Raw genomic sequence first — 14,375 nt, forward strand, 5'->3', positions numbered from 1 at the left:
TGAGCCCGATGAGCCAGGCGGCGCAGAACCTGAACTGGTTGATCACCAACTTCGTGGACAACACCCCTGGGGTGTCCCACACGGTGGTGGTCTCCGCCGACGGACTCCTTCTGGCGATGTCCGACGGCTTTCCCCGTGACCGCGCCGACCAGTTGGCAGCAGTCGCATCCGGTCTGACCTCGTTGACCGCGGGAGCCTCCCGCATCTTCGAGGGCGGCCATGTGAACCAGACGGTTGTGGAGATGGAGCGGGGATTCCTCTTCATCATGTCCGTTTCCGATGGTTCGTCTCTCGCCGTACTCGCACACCCGGAGGCGGACATTGGCCTCGTTGGGTACGAGATGGCACTTCTGGTGGACCGTGCAGGTACGGTCCTGACCCCGGACCTTCGAGCAGAGCTCCAGGGGAGCCTTCTCAACTAACAGACAGACGGTGCGTCTTGGTGTCCCGAGGCCATAAGGTTTCGGGACGCGGTCCCACACTGCTGGGTGCCCGGCACAGTCGGAGGAGGAGAAAGTGGCAACACCCCCAGGCGGTTCGTCTTCGGGCAACTGGTCGTACGGCCCCGGCCAGGGGCAGGGCGGCCAGGGTGACGGTTCACAGAACCCGAACCGGTACAACTTCCCCTCCGCGCCAACCCCGCGGCATCAGCCGTACGCGCCCCAGGGCCCCCAGGGTCCCGGTCCGTCGCCGTACGACCAGCCGTCGGCGCCGCGCATCCAGCCTGTGCAACCGCAGCGCCGCAACCCTGAGCCGTCGCCCGGTGGGACGTCGCACAACCCTCTGGTACGCCCATACGCCATGACGGGTGGCCGTACCAGGCCCCGCTACCAGCTCGCCATCGAGGCGCTGGTACACACGACCGCACAGCCGCACCAGATGCAGGGGCAGTTGCCCGAGCATCAGCGGATCTGCAACCTCTGCCGGGAGATCAAGTCGGTGGCCGAAATCTCGGCCTTGCTGACGATCCCTCTCGGTGTGGCCAGGATTCTCGTCGCCGACTTGGCGGAGGCGGGCCTGGTCGCCATTCATCAGCCCGGCGGCGACGAGAGCGCCGGCGGCCAGCCAGCCGTGACATTGCTCGAAAGGGTGCTCAGTGGACTTCGCAAGCTCTAGCGGAGGGCCTTCCCGCTCCACCACGTCCGCGAAGATCGTGGTGGCGGGCGGCTTCGGCGTGGGCAAGACCACGTTCGTCGGGGCCGTCTCGGAGATCAACCCGCTGCGCACAGAGGCCGTCATGACGTCCGCGTCCGCGGGCATCGACGACCTCACGCACACCGGAGACAAGACGACGACCACCGTCGCCATGGACTTCGGACGCATCACCCTGGACCAGGACCTGATCCTGTACCTCTTCGGCACTCCCGGCCAGGACCGCTTCTGGTTCATGTGGGACGACCTGGTCCGCGGCGCCATCGGTGCCATCGTCCTGGTCGACACCCGCCGTCTCGCCGACTGCTTCCCGGCGGTCGACTACTTCGAGAACAGCGGTCTGCCCTTCGTGATCGCCCTCAACGGCTTCGACGGCAGCCAGCCGTACAACCCGGACGAGGTTCGCGAGGCCCTGCAGATCGGCCCGGACACCCCGATCATCACGACGGACGCCCGCCACCGCGCGGACGCCAAGTCGGCGCTGATCACGCTCGTGGAGCACGCGCTGATGGCGCGGCTGCGCTAGCAGCACGGACAGCAGACGAGTAGGCGGGCCCTCCTGATGGAGGGCCCGCCTACTTGTTTCCGCCGCGACGTCGGGACGCGGGGCCGCGGTTCTCGCCGGTTGCGAACCCCGCGCATGAGGAAGGGGGCCCGCACTGTGAAGTGCGGGCCCCCTTCCCTGCGTTCAAGCGACGCGCAGCCTAGCCGTGCCAGCTGTGCGGTGCCCGGAAGCCGGGCTCGCGCTCCAGGCGGCGCCAGCCGGCCTTGGGGCGGGCGGAGTTGTGGGACGTGGCGGAAGCGGGCGCGGCCGCCGCGCGAGCCAGCAGGATGGCCGTGATGGCGGCGACTTCCTCGGGCTCGGCGTGGCCCTTCTCGACGCGGATGTCAGGGGTGTCCATAGATTTCAGTCTCCGTGAGAGAGGTTTCCGCAGCGCTGCCGCGGAGGAACCGCAGGGTTACTGCGGGGGGTTGCCGTGCTTGCGGGAGGGCAGGTCCGCGTGCTTGGAGTGCAGCATCGCGAGGGACTTGACGAGCACCTCGCGGGTCTCGGCGGGGTCGATGACGTCGTCGACAAGGCCCCGCTCGGCCGCGTAGTAGGGGTGCATCAGCTCGGCCTTGTACTCCTTGACCATGCGTACGCGCATCGCCTCGGGGTCCTCCGCCTCCGCGATCTGGCGGCGGAAGATGACGTTCGCTGCGCCTTCCGCGCCCATCACGGCGATCTCGTTCGTCGGCCAGGCGAACGTGAGGTCCGCGCCGATGGACTGGCTGTCCATGACGATGTACGCACCTCCGTACGCCTTGCGCAGGATCAGCGAGATCCTCGGCACCGTCGCGTTGCAGTACGCGTACAGCAGCTTCGCGCCGTGCCGGATGATTCCGCCGTGCTCCTGGTCGACACCGGGAAGGAACCCGGGGACATCCAGAAGAGTGACGATCGGGATGTTAAAAGCGTCACACATCTGGACAAAGCGCGCAGCTTTTTCGGAGGCCTCGATGTCCAGCACACCCGCGAGCGACTGCGGCTGGTTGGCGACGATGCCGACGACCTGGCCGTCTAGACGGGCCAGCGCGCAGATGATGTTGCGGGCCCAACGCTCGTGCACCTCAAGGTAGTCGCCGTCGTCGACGAGCTCCTCGATCACCTTCGTCATGTCGTACGGGCGGTTGCCGTCCGCGGGAACCAGGTCGAGGAGGACGTCCGAGCGGCGGTCGGCGGGGTCCTCGGACGCGACGCGCGGCGGGTTCTCACGGTTGTTCTGCGGGAGCATCGACAGGAGGTAGCGCACCTCGGCGATGCAGGTCTCCTCGTCGTCGTACGCGAAGTGCGCGACGCCGGAGGTCTCGGCGTGCACGTCGGCGCCACCCAGGCCGTTCTGGGTGATCTCCTCGCCGGTGACGGCCTTGACGACGTCCGGGCCCGTGATGAACATCTGCGAGGTCTCGCGGACCATGAACACGAAGTCGGTGAGGGCGGGGCTGTAGGCCGCGCCGCCCGCGCACGGGCCGAGCATCACGCTGATCTGCGGGATGACACCGGAGGCCCTGGTGTTGCGCTGGAAGATGCCGCCGTAGCCGGCGAGCGCCGAGACGCCCTCCTGGATACGGGCTCCCGCGCCGTCGTTGAGGGAGACCAGCGGCGCTCCGGCCGCGATGGCCATGTCCATGATCTTGTGGATCTTCGTGGCGTGGGCCTCGCCCAGCGCGCCGCCGAAGATGCGGAAGTCATGGGCGTACACGAAGACCGTGCGGCCCTCGACCGTGCCCCAGCCGGTGATGACACCGTCGGTGTACGGCTTCTTCGCCTCCAGGCCGAACCCGGTCGCCCGGTGCCGGCGCAGTTGCTCGACCTCCTGGAACGAGCCCGCGTCCAGCAGGAGCTCGATACGCTCGCGCGCGGTCAGCTTGCCCTTGGCGTGCTGCGCGGCGGTCGCCTTCTCGCTGGGGCCCCGCAGCGCATCCGCACGGATCGCGTGCAGCTCGGCCACGCGCCCGCGTGCGTCCGTGGGTTCGCCTGAGGATTCGGCCTCATCCAAAACGGTCATGTAGCGACCATACGAAGTCCACCAAGGAAAGCGGGCCGTCGACTCCGTACAGTCTCCGGGCCGTTTTCCTGGTACCCCTCAACAGAACCCTGACCACAGGCAGGCGATCTGACTGCTCAGGGGGTCTCCGGCTTGTAGGGGTCACACAAACTCGTCAGCTGAGAGCCACCTCACATTCATGAGTGGCACATGCCATCCCTGGAGTGAACAAGCCTCCGGGGAGGCGCCTCGCCCGGACGCAAAGTAACGTCGTGAACACGTGGCGGATGATGTTGAAACTTGAATGGAATAGGTCTACATTCCCTCTTGTTGGCATCGTTGAATCTTAAACAGAATCGATCTACTCGGTTCGACAACCTCGCGTCGCGGCTTCTGGACGAATCCGCGAACCGTCCCCCAAGGAGCACGTCATGGGCATCTTCGGCCGCAAGACCACCGACACCGACGAGACCGGCACCCCCTCGACCCCCGTCGAGGTGAGCCCCGAGCTGGCCGCACTGACCGGCGACTACGCGATCGACCCGTCGCACTCGACGATCGGCTTCGTCGCCCGCCACGCGATGGTGACGAACGTCAAGGGCGGCTTCAAGGACTTCGAGGGCACCCTGCACCTGGACGGCAGCGACCCGTCCAAATCCACCGCCTCGCTCGACGTCAAGATGGAGAGCGTCGAGACCGGTTCCGCCGACCGTGACGGTCACCTGAAGAGCGCCGACTTCTTCAAGACGGACGAGTTCCCGACCATGACCTTCCGCTCGACGGAGGCCGTGGCCCTGGGCGGCGACGACTACCGGATCACCGGCGAGCTGTCGATTCTCGGCATCACCAAGCCGCTCAGCATCGACCTGGAGTTCAACGGCGCCGCAACGGACCCGTTCGGCAACCAGCGCGTCGGCTTCGAGGGCAAGTCGGAGATCATCCGCTCGGAGTGGGGCCTCACCTGGAACGCGGCCCTGGAGACCGGTGGCGTCCTCGTCTCCGACAAGATCAAGCTGGTCTTCGACATCTCGGCGATCAAGAACGCCGCCTGAGTCGGCGACAGCCCCCGACTCCCCCTCGACTCCCCCGGCACCCTGAAGGCGCCCGTCCTCTGATTCCCCCGTTTCAGAGGACGGGCGCTTTGCCATGTGCAGACGCATTTTGCTTGTTACGGGCTGCCGCATGTCCGAATACGGACGTCTGCCTGTGACCCGGCCATGAGAACTTGGGCGTCAACGATGAATAGAACAGAATTGTTGACAATCCCGAAGACCGCGATTTACGTTCGCAAGCACAAGATCGGGTGGGGCGACACGGGTGGGCAATGCCGCCCGCACTGGCCTACACGGCCACCGCGTGTGCGTCCGGCGCGATGGAGCCGACTCGACGGCAGCACTCGTCTGCCGCGAATGGGAGAGACCTCAGTGAAGCACAGGGCAGTGAAGCGCAGGACCGTCGTCATGGGCATAGGCGCGACCGCCGGAGTCGCCGCGGCCGGCGGCTTCGCATTGAGCGCGAACGCGTCGGGTACGTCCAAGTCCTCGGCTTCCTCGGACGCCCTGGTCTTCGACCCGGACGCCTACACAAAGCTGACGAAGACCGTCACGGACACCGACGGCAACGACCACTCGGTGGTGTACCACTTCTGGAAGGCGATCACCTACGTCGCCAGCCCGGTGGACGCCACCTACCAGTCGCTCATCGTCAGCTCCCCGGTCGAGATCGACGGCACGGCGGTCGACGCGAGCAACGCGCCGATCCTGCTCGCCAACTCCGTGGGCGGTTACATGCCCTCCTCCGTGGCCGCCGCCACCGAGGTCGGCGGCGGCGGTTCGGCCATGGGCGGTGGCGGTGCGCCCTCCGGCTCGGCGGCGCCCAGCGCCTCGGCCTCCACCGCGTCCAACGCGAACGGCAACACCAACGCCACGGGTGGTGCCCTCTCCAGCAACCAGCTCCTGGCGCTGGCCGCCGGGTACGTCGTCATCGAGCCCGGCGCCCGCGGCCGTACCCTCAAGAACTCCGACGGCGAGTACTACGGCACCGCCCCCGCCGCGATCGTCGACCTCAAGGCGGCGGTCCGGTACATCAGGTCCAACAAGGGCCGCATCCCCGGCAACGTCGAGCGGATCGTCTCCGCGGGCACCAGCGCCGGCGGCGCCCTGTCCTCCCTGCTCGGCGCGTCCGGCGACAGCAAGATCTACGACAAGTACCTCAAGGAGCTCGGCGCGGCCGACGCCTCCGACGCCATCTTCGCGACCGGTGCCTGGTGCCCGATCACCGACCTGGAGCACGCCGACGGCGCGTACGAGTTCAACTGGGGCACCAACGCCCTGAGCACCGGCAAGCAGGTCGACCAGACGGTCTCCAAGGAGCTGCAGTCGCAGTTCGCCGAGTACCAGGCCTCCCTGAAGCTGCGCGGCCTGAACGGCTTCGGCACGCTGACCGCCCGCAACTACGACGAGTACCTGGTCGAGCAGTACCTGGAGCCCTCGGCGACCACCTACTTGGCCGGGCTGTCGGACTCCGACCGCGAGACGTACCTCGCCGCCAACACCTTCATCACCTGGTCCGGTGGCAAGGCCACCTTCACCTGGGACGACTTCCTCACCCACGTGGGAGCGAGGAAGAAGGACGCGCCCTCCTTCGACGCCTTCGACCTGTCCGCCGGTGAGAACAACGAGTTCGGCGCGGACACGACCCTGGCCCGCCACTTCACGGCGTACGGCGCGAAGAACGACACCACCGGTCTGACCACCAAGCGGGTCGCGAGCGACATCCCCGAGAAGCTCGACCTGATGAACCCGATGTACCACTTCGCCAAGAAGAACCCGGGCCGCTCGAAGCACTGGTGGATCCGCCTCGGCACCAAGGACTCCGACACCTCGCTGACGGTCTCCGCCAACATCGCGGCCGCCGCCGCGGGCCTCGGCGACGACGTCAACCACCTCTACTACTGGGACGAGGGCCACGGTTCGAACATCGACCCGGCCGACTTCATCACCTGGATCGCCAAGGTGACGGGTCACACCAAGCGGGCCGCTGCCGCGAAGTAGCACTCGCCCACTGAGCGGCGTCCGCGTCGGATGCCACCCTCGCGACGCCGAGCCCGCGCACCCGGGCTCGGAGTCGCTGTGTCCCCCCCTTGCCCCGGGGAATAACCCGGTGCGGATCACCCACCCGGCGGATAGCCTCCGCCCATGACCTGGTTGCCCGTTGGCTTCGTACATCCCGTTCGTGTCGAGTTGCCGGGCGGGTATCACCTGCGTCCGATCACCGGGGCGGACGCGGACATCGACTACCCGACCGTGATGGGCTCGCGCGAGCGGCTGTGGTCCATCTTCGGTGAGGCGTGGGGGTGGCCGGCCGAGACGATTTCGTACGAGGCGAACAAGAAGGACCTGGAGCGGCACGAGGCCGAGATCGCCGCCCATGAGTCCTTCAACTACGTGTTGTTCGATGACGCGGGCACCGAGGAGTTCGGGTGCGTCTACATCGATCCGCCGGAGAAGACCGGTGCGGACGCCGAGATCTCGTGGTGGGTTGTGGACGGCAAGGTCGGGAGTGACCTGGAGCGGGATCTGGACGCGCTCGTGCCTCGCTGGATCGGGAACGACTGGCCCTTCGAGCGGCCGCGGTTCATCGGGCGGGATCTGTCCTGGCAGGAGTGGCTGGCTCTGCCGGACGCCGGCTGACTCCGAAGGCGGGGTTACCGAAGGCGGCGCTACCGGACACGGGGCTATGCGTCGCGCCGCCCGAACAGCGCACCGCCGATCAGCAGCAGACCCAGCGCGTACGCCGCCAGTACGCCCAGCCCCGGCCACGGGCCTATCGGGAGTCGGGCCAGGTCTCGGGTTGCCTGGATGGCCATACCGGCCGGCATGGGGGCCCAGCTTTCGATGCGGTCCTTCCAGGTTGCCGAGCCGAGCAGGTCGGCCAGGAGCGGGACGACGTAGAGGAGACCCAGGCCCAGCGTGATCGCGCCCGCGGTGTCCCGTAGGAGGACTGCCAGGCTCAGGCCCAGGAAGGCGATGAGGATCAGGCAGAGGACTGAGCCGAGGGCCGCGCGGAGGGTCGTCGGGTCGGTGAGGGTGAGGAGTGGGTAGCCCTCGGCGGGGGTGAAGCCGTTGTCCGGGAGGATCAGGCGGGCCGCGTAGAGGGACACGGTGATCGCCAGAGCGCCGGCTGCCGCCGTGGCTGTGGCCAGTACGGCCGCCTTTGACGCGAGGACTCGCGAGCGGCGTGGGATCGCCGTCAGCGTCGTGCGGATTGTGCCCGTGCCGTACTCCGCTCCTATGGACAGGGCTCCGAGGATCAGGATCGTCGCCTGGCCGAGCCAGATTCCCGTGAGGCTCAGTTTCACCGTGTCCTCGTGGCACGCGGCCGCCGTCAGGCAGTCCCGGGTGGTGACCGCCGACACCGAGGCCGCACCCACCGCGACGGTCAGGACCACGGTCGCGGCCAGGAGGAGCCAACTGCTCGGCAGCGTACGGAGTTTCGTCCACTCGGCGTGGAAGGACGACCTCATACGTCCCTCCTGCGCAGGCGCCAGGCGGCCAGGGCCAGGGCCACGGCCACGTACGCGCACAGGACCGCGAAGCCGTTCCAAGGTGCGAGGGGGTAACAGCCGCTCTCCGGCAGGCAGTTGTGGTCCATCTGGGGGTAGTACGTCACCCCCTGCTGGATGGCGAACGCTGCCGCCGGGGTCAGCCGGAGCAGCCATTGCGCGACCGGCAGCGGAAGGGCGAAGGCCAGGATCTGCGGGAGTATCACCAGGACCACGACCACCGTGATCGCGCCCGGGCTGTTGCGGAGTATCGCCCCTGCCGCGAGGGCGAGGACCGCCACCAGGGACAGGAGCGCCGCGCTGCCGACGACCGCTCGCAGGGCCGGGGTGTCCAGGAGGGACAGGTCCGGGTACGCGGGGGGCTTGAACCCGTTGGAGCGCATGGTGCTCTGGGCCAGGGGGAAGGTGATCGCCGTTGCCACCAAGCTGACGGCGAACGTGACACCGCCGATCACCAGGGCCTTGGCCGCCAGGACGCGGGCGCGTCGTGGGGTCGCCGTGAACGTCGTACGGATCATGCCGCGCTTGTACTCGGTCGTGATGAAGAGGGCTCCCAGCGCCACCATGAACACCACGGCCACGAAGACGCCCTGGAAGCTCATCTGGATGACGTCGGGGCCGGTCTGCTCCGGGGCGATGTCGCCCCGGCCGGTGACGGTGTAGACACCGGAGTCCGATACCCGGGTGGTGCCGGGTTCGAAAACTGCCGGGCCGGACTCCGGGGCGCGGGCGCCGGGGGCACTGGGGTCGGGGGCGTTCGGGTCTGGGGCGCGCACGTCCGTACTGGTCCAGGCCGCTCCCTTGGTGCCGCCGCTCAGTGCGATGTGGTCGAAGCTTGCCGTGACGTTCGTGCCTGCGGCCGTCTCCGAGGTGCCGCCGAACGAGCGCCGCAGGTTGTTGTGGAGGGGGGTGGCGACGAACAGGCCCGCCTGGGTCGTCTTCGCCAGCTTCGGCAGCGTGACCGAACCCACCTTCGTCCAGTGGGAGCCGTCCGCCGACTCATAGCCCGTCAGCTGTGAGCCCGTCTTCGTCAGCCGGAGCCAGCGCGGGTCACCGGACGCACCGCTGCCCGCCTTGTCCTGGGTGAAGTTCCACTGCAGACGGACGCCGTGGTCCGGGGTGACCATCAGGGCCGCGTACTGGCTGCCGACCTCCGTGCTCGCCTTGATGATGACCCCGGCCTTCGCCCAAGGTTCTGGGTCCCGACCGCCGAGCCCCTTCAGGTCGGACACGCGGACCGTGACGCTGCCGTCGCCGGCCAAGGGCTGGTGGACGAAACGGAACGTGTCGGTGACCTGGGTGCCGTCCGGGGCGACGGTGACAGGGCCCCCGCCGGAAATGACGGAACCGCTCGCGGCGAGCTGGGAGATCAGGACGGTGACCGCCGCCGCGACGACGAGCACCAGCACCCAGACGCGCACCGTCCAGAACTTGGACCACTCCGCGCGAAGCAGACGTCCGAAGCCCTCGCGGGTGGGCGGGAGTTGTGAGCGGTAGGGGGGCATGGTCGAGGCCGGCGGCGAGGGAGTGATCATCGGGTCACCTCGGTCTCCGGGGCGGACGTGAACTCGGTCGCGTGCCGGGTGAGCTCCATGTACGCCTCTTCCAAGGTCGCCCGGTGCGCGCCCACTTCGGCAAAGGGGATCCTGGCGGCGCCGAGCAGCGCCACGATCCGCTCCGCGGGCAGGCCGGTGACCGTGAGTGTGTCGGCGCCGGTGACGGCGACCGTGCCGCCCTCGCGGGCGAGCAGTTCCATCGCCTCCGTACGCGCGGCCGTGCGCAGGGCGACACGGTCGCCTGACGCCGCGGCGAGCAGCGTCGCGACGGCGGTGTCGGCGATGAGACGGCCGCGGCCGATGACGACCAGGTGGTCGGCGGTGTCCTCCAGCTCGCTCATGAGGTGGCTGGAGACCAGGACTGCTCGGCCCTCGCCGGCCAGGCGGCGCAGGAAGCCACGGATCCATTGGATGCCCTCGGGATCGAGGCCGTTGACCGGTTCGTCGAGGAGGAGGACCGGGGGGTCGCCGAGCAATGCGGCCGCTATGCCCAGGCGTTGGCGCATGCCGAGTGAGTAGCCCCCCGCTCGGCGTCGGGCGGCCTGTGCCATGCCGACCTGTTCGAGGACCTCGTCCACTCGGCGCAGGGACAGGCCGTGCGAGTGGGCCAGCCAGCGCAGGTGGTCGCGGCCACGGCGGCTGGGGTGCAACGCGGCGGCGTCGAGCAGCGCGCCCACCTCCAACAGGGGGGAGCGCAGGGAGTGGTACGGGCGGCCGCCGATGAGCGCGCGACCCTCGTCGGGGGTGTCCAGGCCGAGCACGGCCCTCATCGTGGTGGACTTGCCCGCCCCGTTCGGGCCTACGAAACCGGTGATCTGCCCCGGCTCCACCGTGAAGGACAGCCCGTCGACCGCGACGGTCCTGCCGAACCGCTTGCGCAGGTCTTGGACTTCGATCGTTGCGTCACTCATGCTCAGCGAGATTAGGGATCGGCGGGCCCCGAGTCGTCCCGCCAGGGAGCCGTCTTCGGCACCCCTGACGCGAGGGACGGATCGCCTGCCGAGTCCCCCACGCGGGGGACAAACCCCAGGGTGACGCGCTGCGGCGCCGCCGACGGCAGAATGGCGTGCATGAGCGAGGACACTGCGCGACGCGGCGATGGGGTCGCGGGGGTGTGGGAGCGGGTACGGCGCTTCCCGGCCCCCGTGACATACCCGGTTGCCCTCGCTCTCCTCGCCTGCGCGGAGGTTCTCCTGCGGGTCGGGAGCCTGCGCGAGAATCTGGCACTCGCCCTGCTGCTCGGGGTCTGCACCACCCTTCCGCTCACCTTTGTACTCGGGGCCGACCGTGCCGTGGCGGTGCGGGCCGGGGCCGCCGTGGCGGTGACCTCGGCGGGGGTGCTGGCGCTGACGCCGTTCCGGGCGCTCACCCTGGCGGGCGTCGTGGCCCAACTGGCCGCCGTGTACTGGCTCGGGAGAGCCGGGGCGCCCCGGCTCAGCGGCGTGCTCGTCCTGCCGTACGTCGTCCTGGCCCTCGTCAGTCAGGACGACGTCGCCACCCGGGTGACAGCGGTCCTCGTGGCCACGCTCGCCTCCGCCGCTGCCGCGACCGGCATCACGCATCACGTCCGCAGCGCGGCCCTTGCCCACAGCGCCACGGAGCGGGCCTTCGCGGACACGCTGCTCGCGCATGCCGCGCGCGGCGAACGGGCGCGGATCGCACGGGAATTGCACGACGTCGTCGCCCACCACATCTCGATGATCGCCGTCCAGGCCGAGACCGCCCGGCTGACCACGGCCGGGCTCCCCAGCGACGGCGCCACCCGGCTGCTCGCCATCGGGGACACCGCGCGGACCGCGCTGACGGAGATGCGGCGGCTGTTGGGGGTGCTGAGGGAGGACGCCGACGCGGGAGTCACCCGGCGCCCGCAGCCCGGGCTGCGCCAGCTCATGGAGCTGATCGACGAGTCCCGGGACGCCTCCGGCTCCTGTACCCGGCTGATCGTCAGCGGTCCGGTCGCCGCGCTCGACCCGGGCATCGAGGTCACCGCGTTCCGTATCGTCCAGGAGGCCCTCACCAACGCCCGACGGCATGCGCCGGGGGCCGCAGTCGATGTCGAACTCCGTTACTCGGAGGAGGATTTGGTGATCCGGGTCCGCGACAACGGGCCAGGGCCTCCCAGCACTGCAAGCAACTCGGACACCTCACAGGCCTCGCACGCCTCAGACATCTTGCAAGTCCCGCACGTCTCACACGTCCCACACGACCCGCACATCCCGCATGTCACAGACGCCGGCCACGGTCTCCTCGGTATGCGTGAACGTGCGGCCACGGTCCGCGGCACCCTCCGTACCGGCCCGGCGGCCGGCGGCGGTTTCCTCGTCGAGGCCAGGCTTCCCGTACGGGCGGAGGCCCTCGTATGACCGAGACCCAAACCCACACCCCCGCCGAAGCCACCGCCCCGGTCCGCATCGTCGTCGCCGACGACCATGAGGTCGTGCGTGCCGGATACGCCGGACTCCTCGCCACCCAGCCGGACTTCACGGTGGTCGGCACCGCGCGCGACGGCGCCGAGGCGGTGCGGATCTGCCGGGAGCAGCAACCCGACGTGGTCCTGATGGACGTACGGATGCCGGTGATGGACGGGATCCAGGCGACCGCCGAGCTGATGACGGCGCTGGCGGGCCTGGACGGGTCCGCAGCTCAGGCCGCTCCGCGCGTGCTCATCCTCACCACCTTCGACCTCGATGAGCATGTGTACGACGCCCTCGCCGCCGGGGCGAGCGGGTTCCTGCTCAAGGACGTCACCGCGGAGCGGCTCTTCGAGGCCGTACGGGTCGTCGCAGACGGGGAGGCGTTGCTCGCGCCCGTCATCACACGCCGCTTGATCGCCGAGTTCGCGCGGCTGAAGCCCAGAGTGCCCGCGCAGAAGACGCTCGGCGCGTTGACGCCGCGCGAGACGGAGGTGCTGCGGCTGATCGCGGAGGGCCTGTCCAACCCCGAGATCGCGCTACGACTGCACGTCGGCGAGGAGACCGTGAAGACGCACGTCAGTCGCGTCCTGTCCAAGCTCGGCCTGCGCGACCGTACGCAGGCGGTCGTGACGGCGTACGAGTCGGGGCTGGTCGTGCCGCGTACGAGCGAGCCGTTGGGGCCGTCCTAGGCGGCGGGGGTGCGGTTCGTAGGCGCGGGTGCGGCGTGGGATCCGTCGTGAGTTCCGCCGGTGGCCGTACGGCTCAGCGGGCGTCGTAGTCCTGGCGGGCGTCCGCGACCTTGTCCAGGTTGAGGGCGGCTCAGTCGGCGAGGGTGGCGAAGAGGGGGGCCAGGCTGCGGCCCAGTTCGCTGATCTCGTACTCGACGCGGGGCGGGACCTCGGGGTGGTAGGTACGGATGACGAGGCCGTCGCGTTCCAGTTGGCGCAGGCGCTGGGTCAGGACCTTGGGCGTGATCTTGGTGATGCGGCGCTCCAGCTCCACGAAGCGCTGCCGCCCGTATTCGTTGAGCGACCACAGGATCGGTGTCGTCCAGCGGCTGAAGACGATGTCGACCACCGGGGCGATGGGACAGGCCACTTCCGGGTCGATCTCCATGTCGGTCGCCTGCAATGTGGCGTCGGTCACAATCGACCCCTCTCCCCATTACTTTCCCCTAGGTACCTACTATGCCACCGCCAGTAGCTTCCATTCAGGCCCACAAGGGCCCGGCCAAGACCTCACATGGGCATATGGGAGCGAACATGATCGTGGTAACGGGAGCGACGGGCAATGTCGGGCGGCCGCTGGTGCGGGCGCTGGCCGTGGCGGGCGAGAAGGTGACGGCTGTCTCGCGCGGGGCCGCGGCTCCGGACATGCCGGCAGGGGTGCGGCACGTCCGCGCCGATCTGAGTGACCCGAAGAGCACTGAGTCCGCGCTCGACGGGGCCGAGGCGCTGTTTCTGCTGACGTCCGGTGAGTTGCTCTCCGGCGGGGGCGGCTACCTGAGCGGTGTGCTCGATGCGGCTCGGGCCGGGGGCGTACGACGTGTCGTCCTGCTGTCCTCGCAGGGGGTCGGGACGCGACGGCATCCGCCCGAGCTGGAGGAGACGGTCAAGCGGTCGGGGCTGGAATGGACCATGCTCCAGCCGGGGGGATTCGACTCCAACGCCTTCGCGTGGGCCGAGACGGTCCGTACGCGGCGGGTGGCCGCAGCGCCCTTCGGTGATGTCACGCTGCCGACCATCGACCCGGACGACATCGCCGAGGTCGCCGCCGTCACGCTGCGGATGTCCGGCCACGGTGGCAGCACGTACGTACTGACCGGGCCGGCGCCCGTTTCGCCCCGGCAGCAGGTCGCGGCGATCGGGGACGCGCTGGGCGAGCCGGTGCGGTTCGTCGAGCAGACGCGTGAGGAGGCTCGGGCTCAGATGCTGGGGTACATGCCGGAGCCGGTCGCGGACGCGACGCTGGGGGTGCTGGGCACGCCCACGGTCGAGGAGCAGCGGGTCAGTCCCGATGTGGAACGGATTCTGGGGCGTCCGGGGCGTACGTTCGCGCAGTGGGCGGAGCGCAACGTCGCCGCGTTCAAGTGACCGGAGCGAAGTGTTCGGGGGCGGGGTGACTCGGGCGGGGGGCTCGGACGGATGAGGTCTGGAGGTCC

At 69.1% G+C, this 14,375-nt stretch carries 15 protein-coding genes; 9 read left to right on the plus strand and 6 right to left on the minus strand.

The genetic code is table 11. The features are described from left to right. Window positions 1-8 precede the first annotated feature (8 nt). The 3 genes from OG266_RS12545 to OG266_RS12555 all read left to right on the plus strand — a co-directional run bounded on the left by OG266_RS12545 (window position 9) and on the right by OG266_RS12555 (window position 1,678). Window positions 9-422, plus strand: a complete 414-nt coding sequence (locus tag OG266_RS12545) for a roadblock/LC7 domain-containing protein (RefSeq protein ID WP_266475067.1) — start codon at window positions 9-11, stop codon at window positions 420-422. Between the two features lie 94 nt (window positions 423-516). Continuing rightward, window positions 517-1,116: a DUF742 domain-containing protein gene (locus OG266_RS12550; RefSeq protein WP_266474677.1), complete on the plus strand. Its 600-nt coding sequence runs from the start codon at window positions 517-519 to the stop codon at window positions 1,114-1,116. Further along, window positions 1,097-1,678 carry an ATP/GTP-binding protein gene (locus tag OG266_RS12555; RefSeq protein ID WP_006375305.1) on the plus strand — a complete coding sequence of 194 codons (582 nt, stop codon included), beginning with the start codon at window positions 1,097-1,099 and terminating at the stop codon, window positions 1,676-1,678. Before OG266_RS12550 ends, OG266_RS12555 begins: the two co-directional genes overlap by 20 nt. Window positions 1,679-1,856: 178 nt before the next feature. On the opposite strand, the gene OG266_RS12560 is transcribed toward OG266_RS12555, so the two are convergent. Next, window positions 1,857-2,054: an acyl-CoA carboxylase subunit epsilon gene (locus tag OG266_RS12560; protein WP_266474679.1), complete on the minus strand. Its 198-nt coding sequence runs from the start codon at window positions 2,052-2,054 to the stop codon at window positions 1,857-1,859. A 57-nt stretch (window positions 2,055-2,111) separates the two neighbouring features. Further along, a complete protein-coding gene (locus OG266_RS12565; protein WP_266474680.1) occupies window positions 2,112-3,701 on the minus strand; it encodes an acyl-CoA carboxylase subunit beta in 1,590 nt (529 codons plus the stop codon). Window positions 3,702-4,111: 410 nt separating this feature from the next. Here OG266_RS12565 and OG266_RS12570 point away from each other — a divergent pair, with 410 nt between their 5' ends. The 3 genes from OG266_RS12570 to OG266_RS12580 all read left to right on the plus strand — a co-directional run bounded on the left by OG266_RS12570 (window position 4,112) and on the right by OG266_RS12580 (window position 7,372). After that, window positions 4,112-4,732: a YceI family protein gene (locus tag OG266_RS12570; RefSeq protein WP_266474681.1), complete on the plus strand. Its 621-nt coding sequence runs from the start codon at window positions 4,112-4,114 to the stop codon at window positions 4,730-4,732. A 408-nt stretch (window positions 4,733-5,140) separates the two neighbouring features. Beyond that, entirely contained in the window at window positions 5,141-6,733 is a 1,593-nt protein-coding gene (locus OG266_RS12575) for a subtype B tannase (protein WP_371552760.1), read from the plus strand. Between the two features lie 144 nt (window positions 6,734-6,877). Beyond that, window positions 6,878-7,372 (plus strand): N-acetyltransferase, encoded by a 495-nt coding sequence (locus tag OG266_RS12580; RefSeq protein WP_266474682.1) that lies wholly within the window; start codon window positions 6,878-6,880, stop codon window positions 7,370-7,372. A 44-nt stretch (window positions 7,373-7,416) separates the two neighbouring features. Here the strand turns inward: OG266_RS12580 and OG266_RS12585 are convergent, their stop codons facing one another. From OG266_RS12585 to OG266_RS12595, 3 genes are read right to left on the minus strand one after another with little or no spacing between them, the layout of a single operon-like run. Next, complete coding sequence (locus OG266_RS12585) at window positions 7,417-8,205, minus strand: ABC transporter permease (RefSeq protein WP_371545532.1); 789 nt, start codon at window positions 8,203-8,205, stop codon at window positions 7,417-7,419. After that, complete coding sequence (locus OG266_RS12590) at window positions 8,202-9,779, minus strand: ABC transporter permease subunit (RefSeq protein ID WP_371545535.1); 1,578 nt, start codon at window positions 9,777-9,779, stop codon at window positions 8,202-8,204. Before OG266_RS12590 ends, OG266_RS12585 begins: the two co-directional genes overlap by 4 nt. Continuing rightward, complete coding sequence (locus tag OG266_RS12595; RefSeq protein ID WP_371545538.1) at window positions 9,776-10,711, minus strand: ABC transporter ATP-binding protein; 936 nt, start codon at window positions 10,709-10,711, stop codon at window positions 9,776-9,778. Before OG266_RS12595 ends, OG266_RS12590 begins: the two co-directional genes overlap by 4 nt. A 159-nt stretch (window positions 10,712-10,870) precedes the next feature. Here OG266_RS12595 and OG266_RS12600 point away from each other — a divergent pair, with 159 nt between their 5' ends. Together OG266_RS12600 and OG266_RS12605 are read left to right on the plus strand one after the other, a co-directional pair. Continuing rightward, complete coding sequence (locus OG266_RS12600; protein WP_371545540.1) at window positions 10,871-12,163, plus strand: sensor histidine kinase; 1,293 nt, start codon at window positions 10,871-10,873, stop codon at window positions 12,161-12,163. Continuing rightward, on the plus strand, window positions 12,160-12,903 hold the full coding sequence (locus tag OG266_RS12605) for a response regulator (protein ID WP_371545543.1): 744 nt from the start codon (window positions 12,160-12,162) through the stop codon (window positions 12,901-12,903). The genes OG266_RS12600 and OG266_RS12605 overlap by 4 nt, the downstream gene beginning before the upstream one ends. Before the next feature lie 130 nt (window positions 12,904-13,033). On the opposite strand, the gene OG266_RS12610 is transcribed toward OG266_RS12605, so the two are convergent. After that, the gene (locus OG266_RS12610) at window positions 13,034-13,330 is read right to left on the minus strand and encodes a winged helix-turn-helix transcriptional regulator (RefSeq protein WP_371552761.1); all 297 of its coding nucleotides are present in this window, start codon (window positions 13,328-13,330) and stop codon (window positions 13,034-13,036) included. 146 nt (window positions 13,331-13,476) lie between these two features. Here OG266_RS12610 and OG266_RS12615 point away from each other — a divergent pair, with 146 nt between their 5' ends. Continuing rightward, window positions 13,477-14,307 carry an NAD(P)H-binding protein gene (locus OG266_RS12615; RefSeq protein ID WP_371545546.1) on the plus strand — a complete coding sequence of 277 codons (831 nt, stop codon included), beginning with the start codon at window positions 13,477-13,479 and terminating at the stop codon, window positions 14,305-14,307. Window positions 14,308-14,375 lie beyond the last annotated feature (68 nt).

Origin of the sequence: Streptomyces sp. NBC_00554 (assembly GCF_041431135.1) — a bacterium.
In the GTDB taxonomy this organism is placed as follows: domain Bacteria; phylum Actinomycetota; class Actinomycetes; order Streptomycetales; family Streptomycetaceae; genus Streptomyces.

Excerpts from the sequence above, each read along its gene's own strand:
- OG266_RS12545 (WP_266475067.1), top strand. The coding sequence starts at position 9 with ATGAGCCAGGCGGCGCAGAACCTGAACTGGTTGATCACCAACTTCGTG.
- OG266_RS12560 (WP_266474679.1), bottom strand. The coding sequence starts at position 2,054 with ATGGACACCCCTGACATCCGCGTCGAGAAGGGCCACGCCGAGCCCGAG.
- OG266_RS12565 (WP_266474680.1), bottom strand. The coding sequence starts at position 3,701 with ATGACCGTTTTGGATGAGGCCGAATCCTCAGGCGAACCCACGGACGCA.
- OG266_RS12570 (WP_266474681.1), top strand. The coding sequence starts at position 4,112 with ATGGGCATCTTCGGCCGCAAGACCACCGACACCGACGAGACCGGCACC.
- OG266_RS12575 (WP_371552760.1), top strand. The coding sequence starts at position 5,141 with ATGGGCATAGGCGCGACCGCCGGAGTCGCCGCGGCCGGCGGCTTCGCA.
- OG266_RS12580 (WP_266474682.1), top strand. The coding sequence starts at position 6,878 with ATGACCTGGTTGCCCGTTGGCTTCGTACATCCCGTTCGTGTCGAGTTG.
- OG266_RS12585 (WP_371545532.1), bottom strand. The coding sequence starts at position 8,205 with ATGAGGTCGTCCTTCCACGCCGAGTGGACGAAACTCCGTACGCTGCCG.
- OG266_RS12590 (WP_371545535.1), bottom strand. The coding sequence starts at position 9,779 with ATGATCACTCCCTCGCCGCCGGCCTCGACCATGCCCCCCTACCGCTCA.
- OG266_RS12595 (WP_371545538.1), bottom strand. The coding sequence starts at position 10,711 with ATGAGTGACGCAACGATCGAAGTCCAAGACCTGCGCAAGCGGTTCGGC.
- OG266_RS12600 (WP_371545540.1), top strand. The coding sequence starts at position 10,871 with ATGAGCGAGGACACTGCGCGACGCGGCGATGGGGTCGCGGGGGTGTGG.
- OG266_RS12605 (WP_371545543.1), top strand. The coding sequence starts at position 12,160 with ATGACCGAGACCCAAACCCACACCCCCGCCGAAGCCACCGCCCCGGTC.
- OG266_RS12610 (WP_371552761.1), bottom strand. The coding sequence starts at position 13,330 with ATGGAGATCGACCCGGAAGTGGCCTGTCCCATCGCCCCGGTGGTCGAC.
- OG266_RS12615 (WP_371545546.1), top strand. The coding sequence starts at position 13,477 with ATGATCGTGGTAACGGGAGCGACGGGCAATGTCGGGCGGCCGCTGGTG.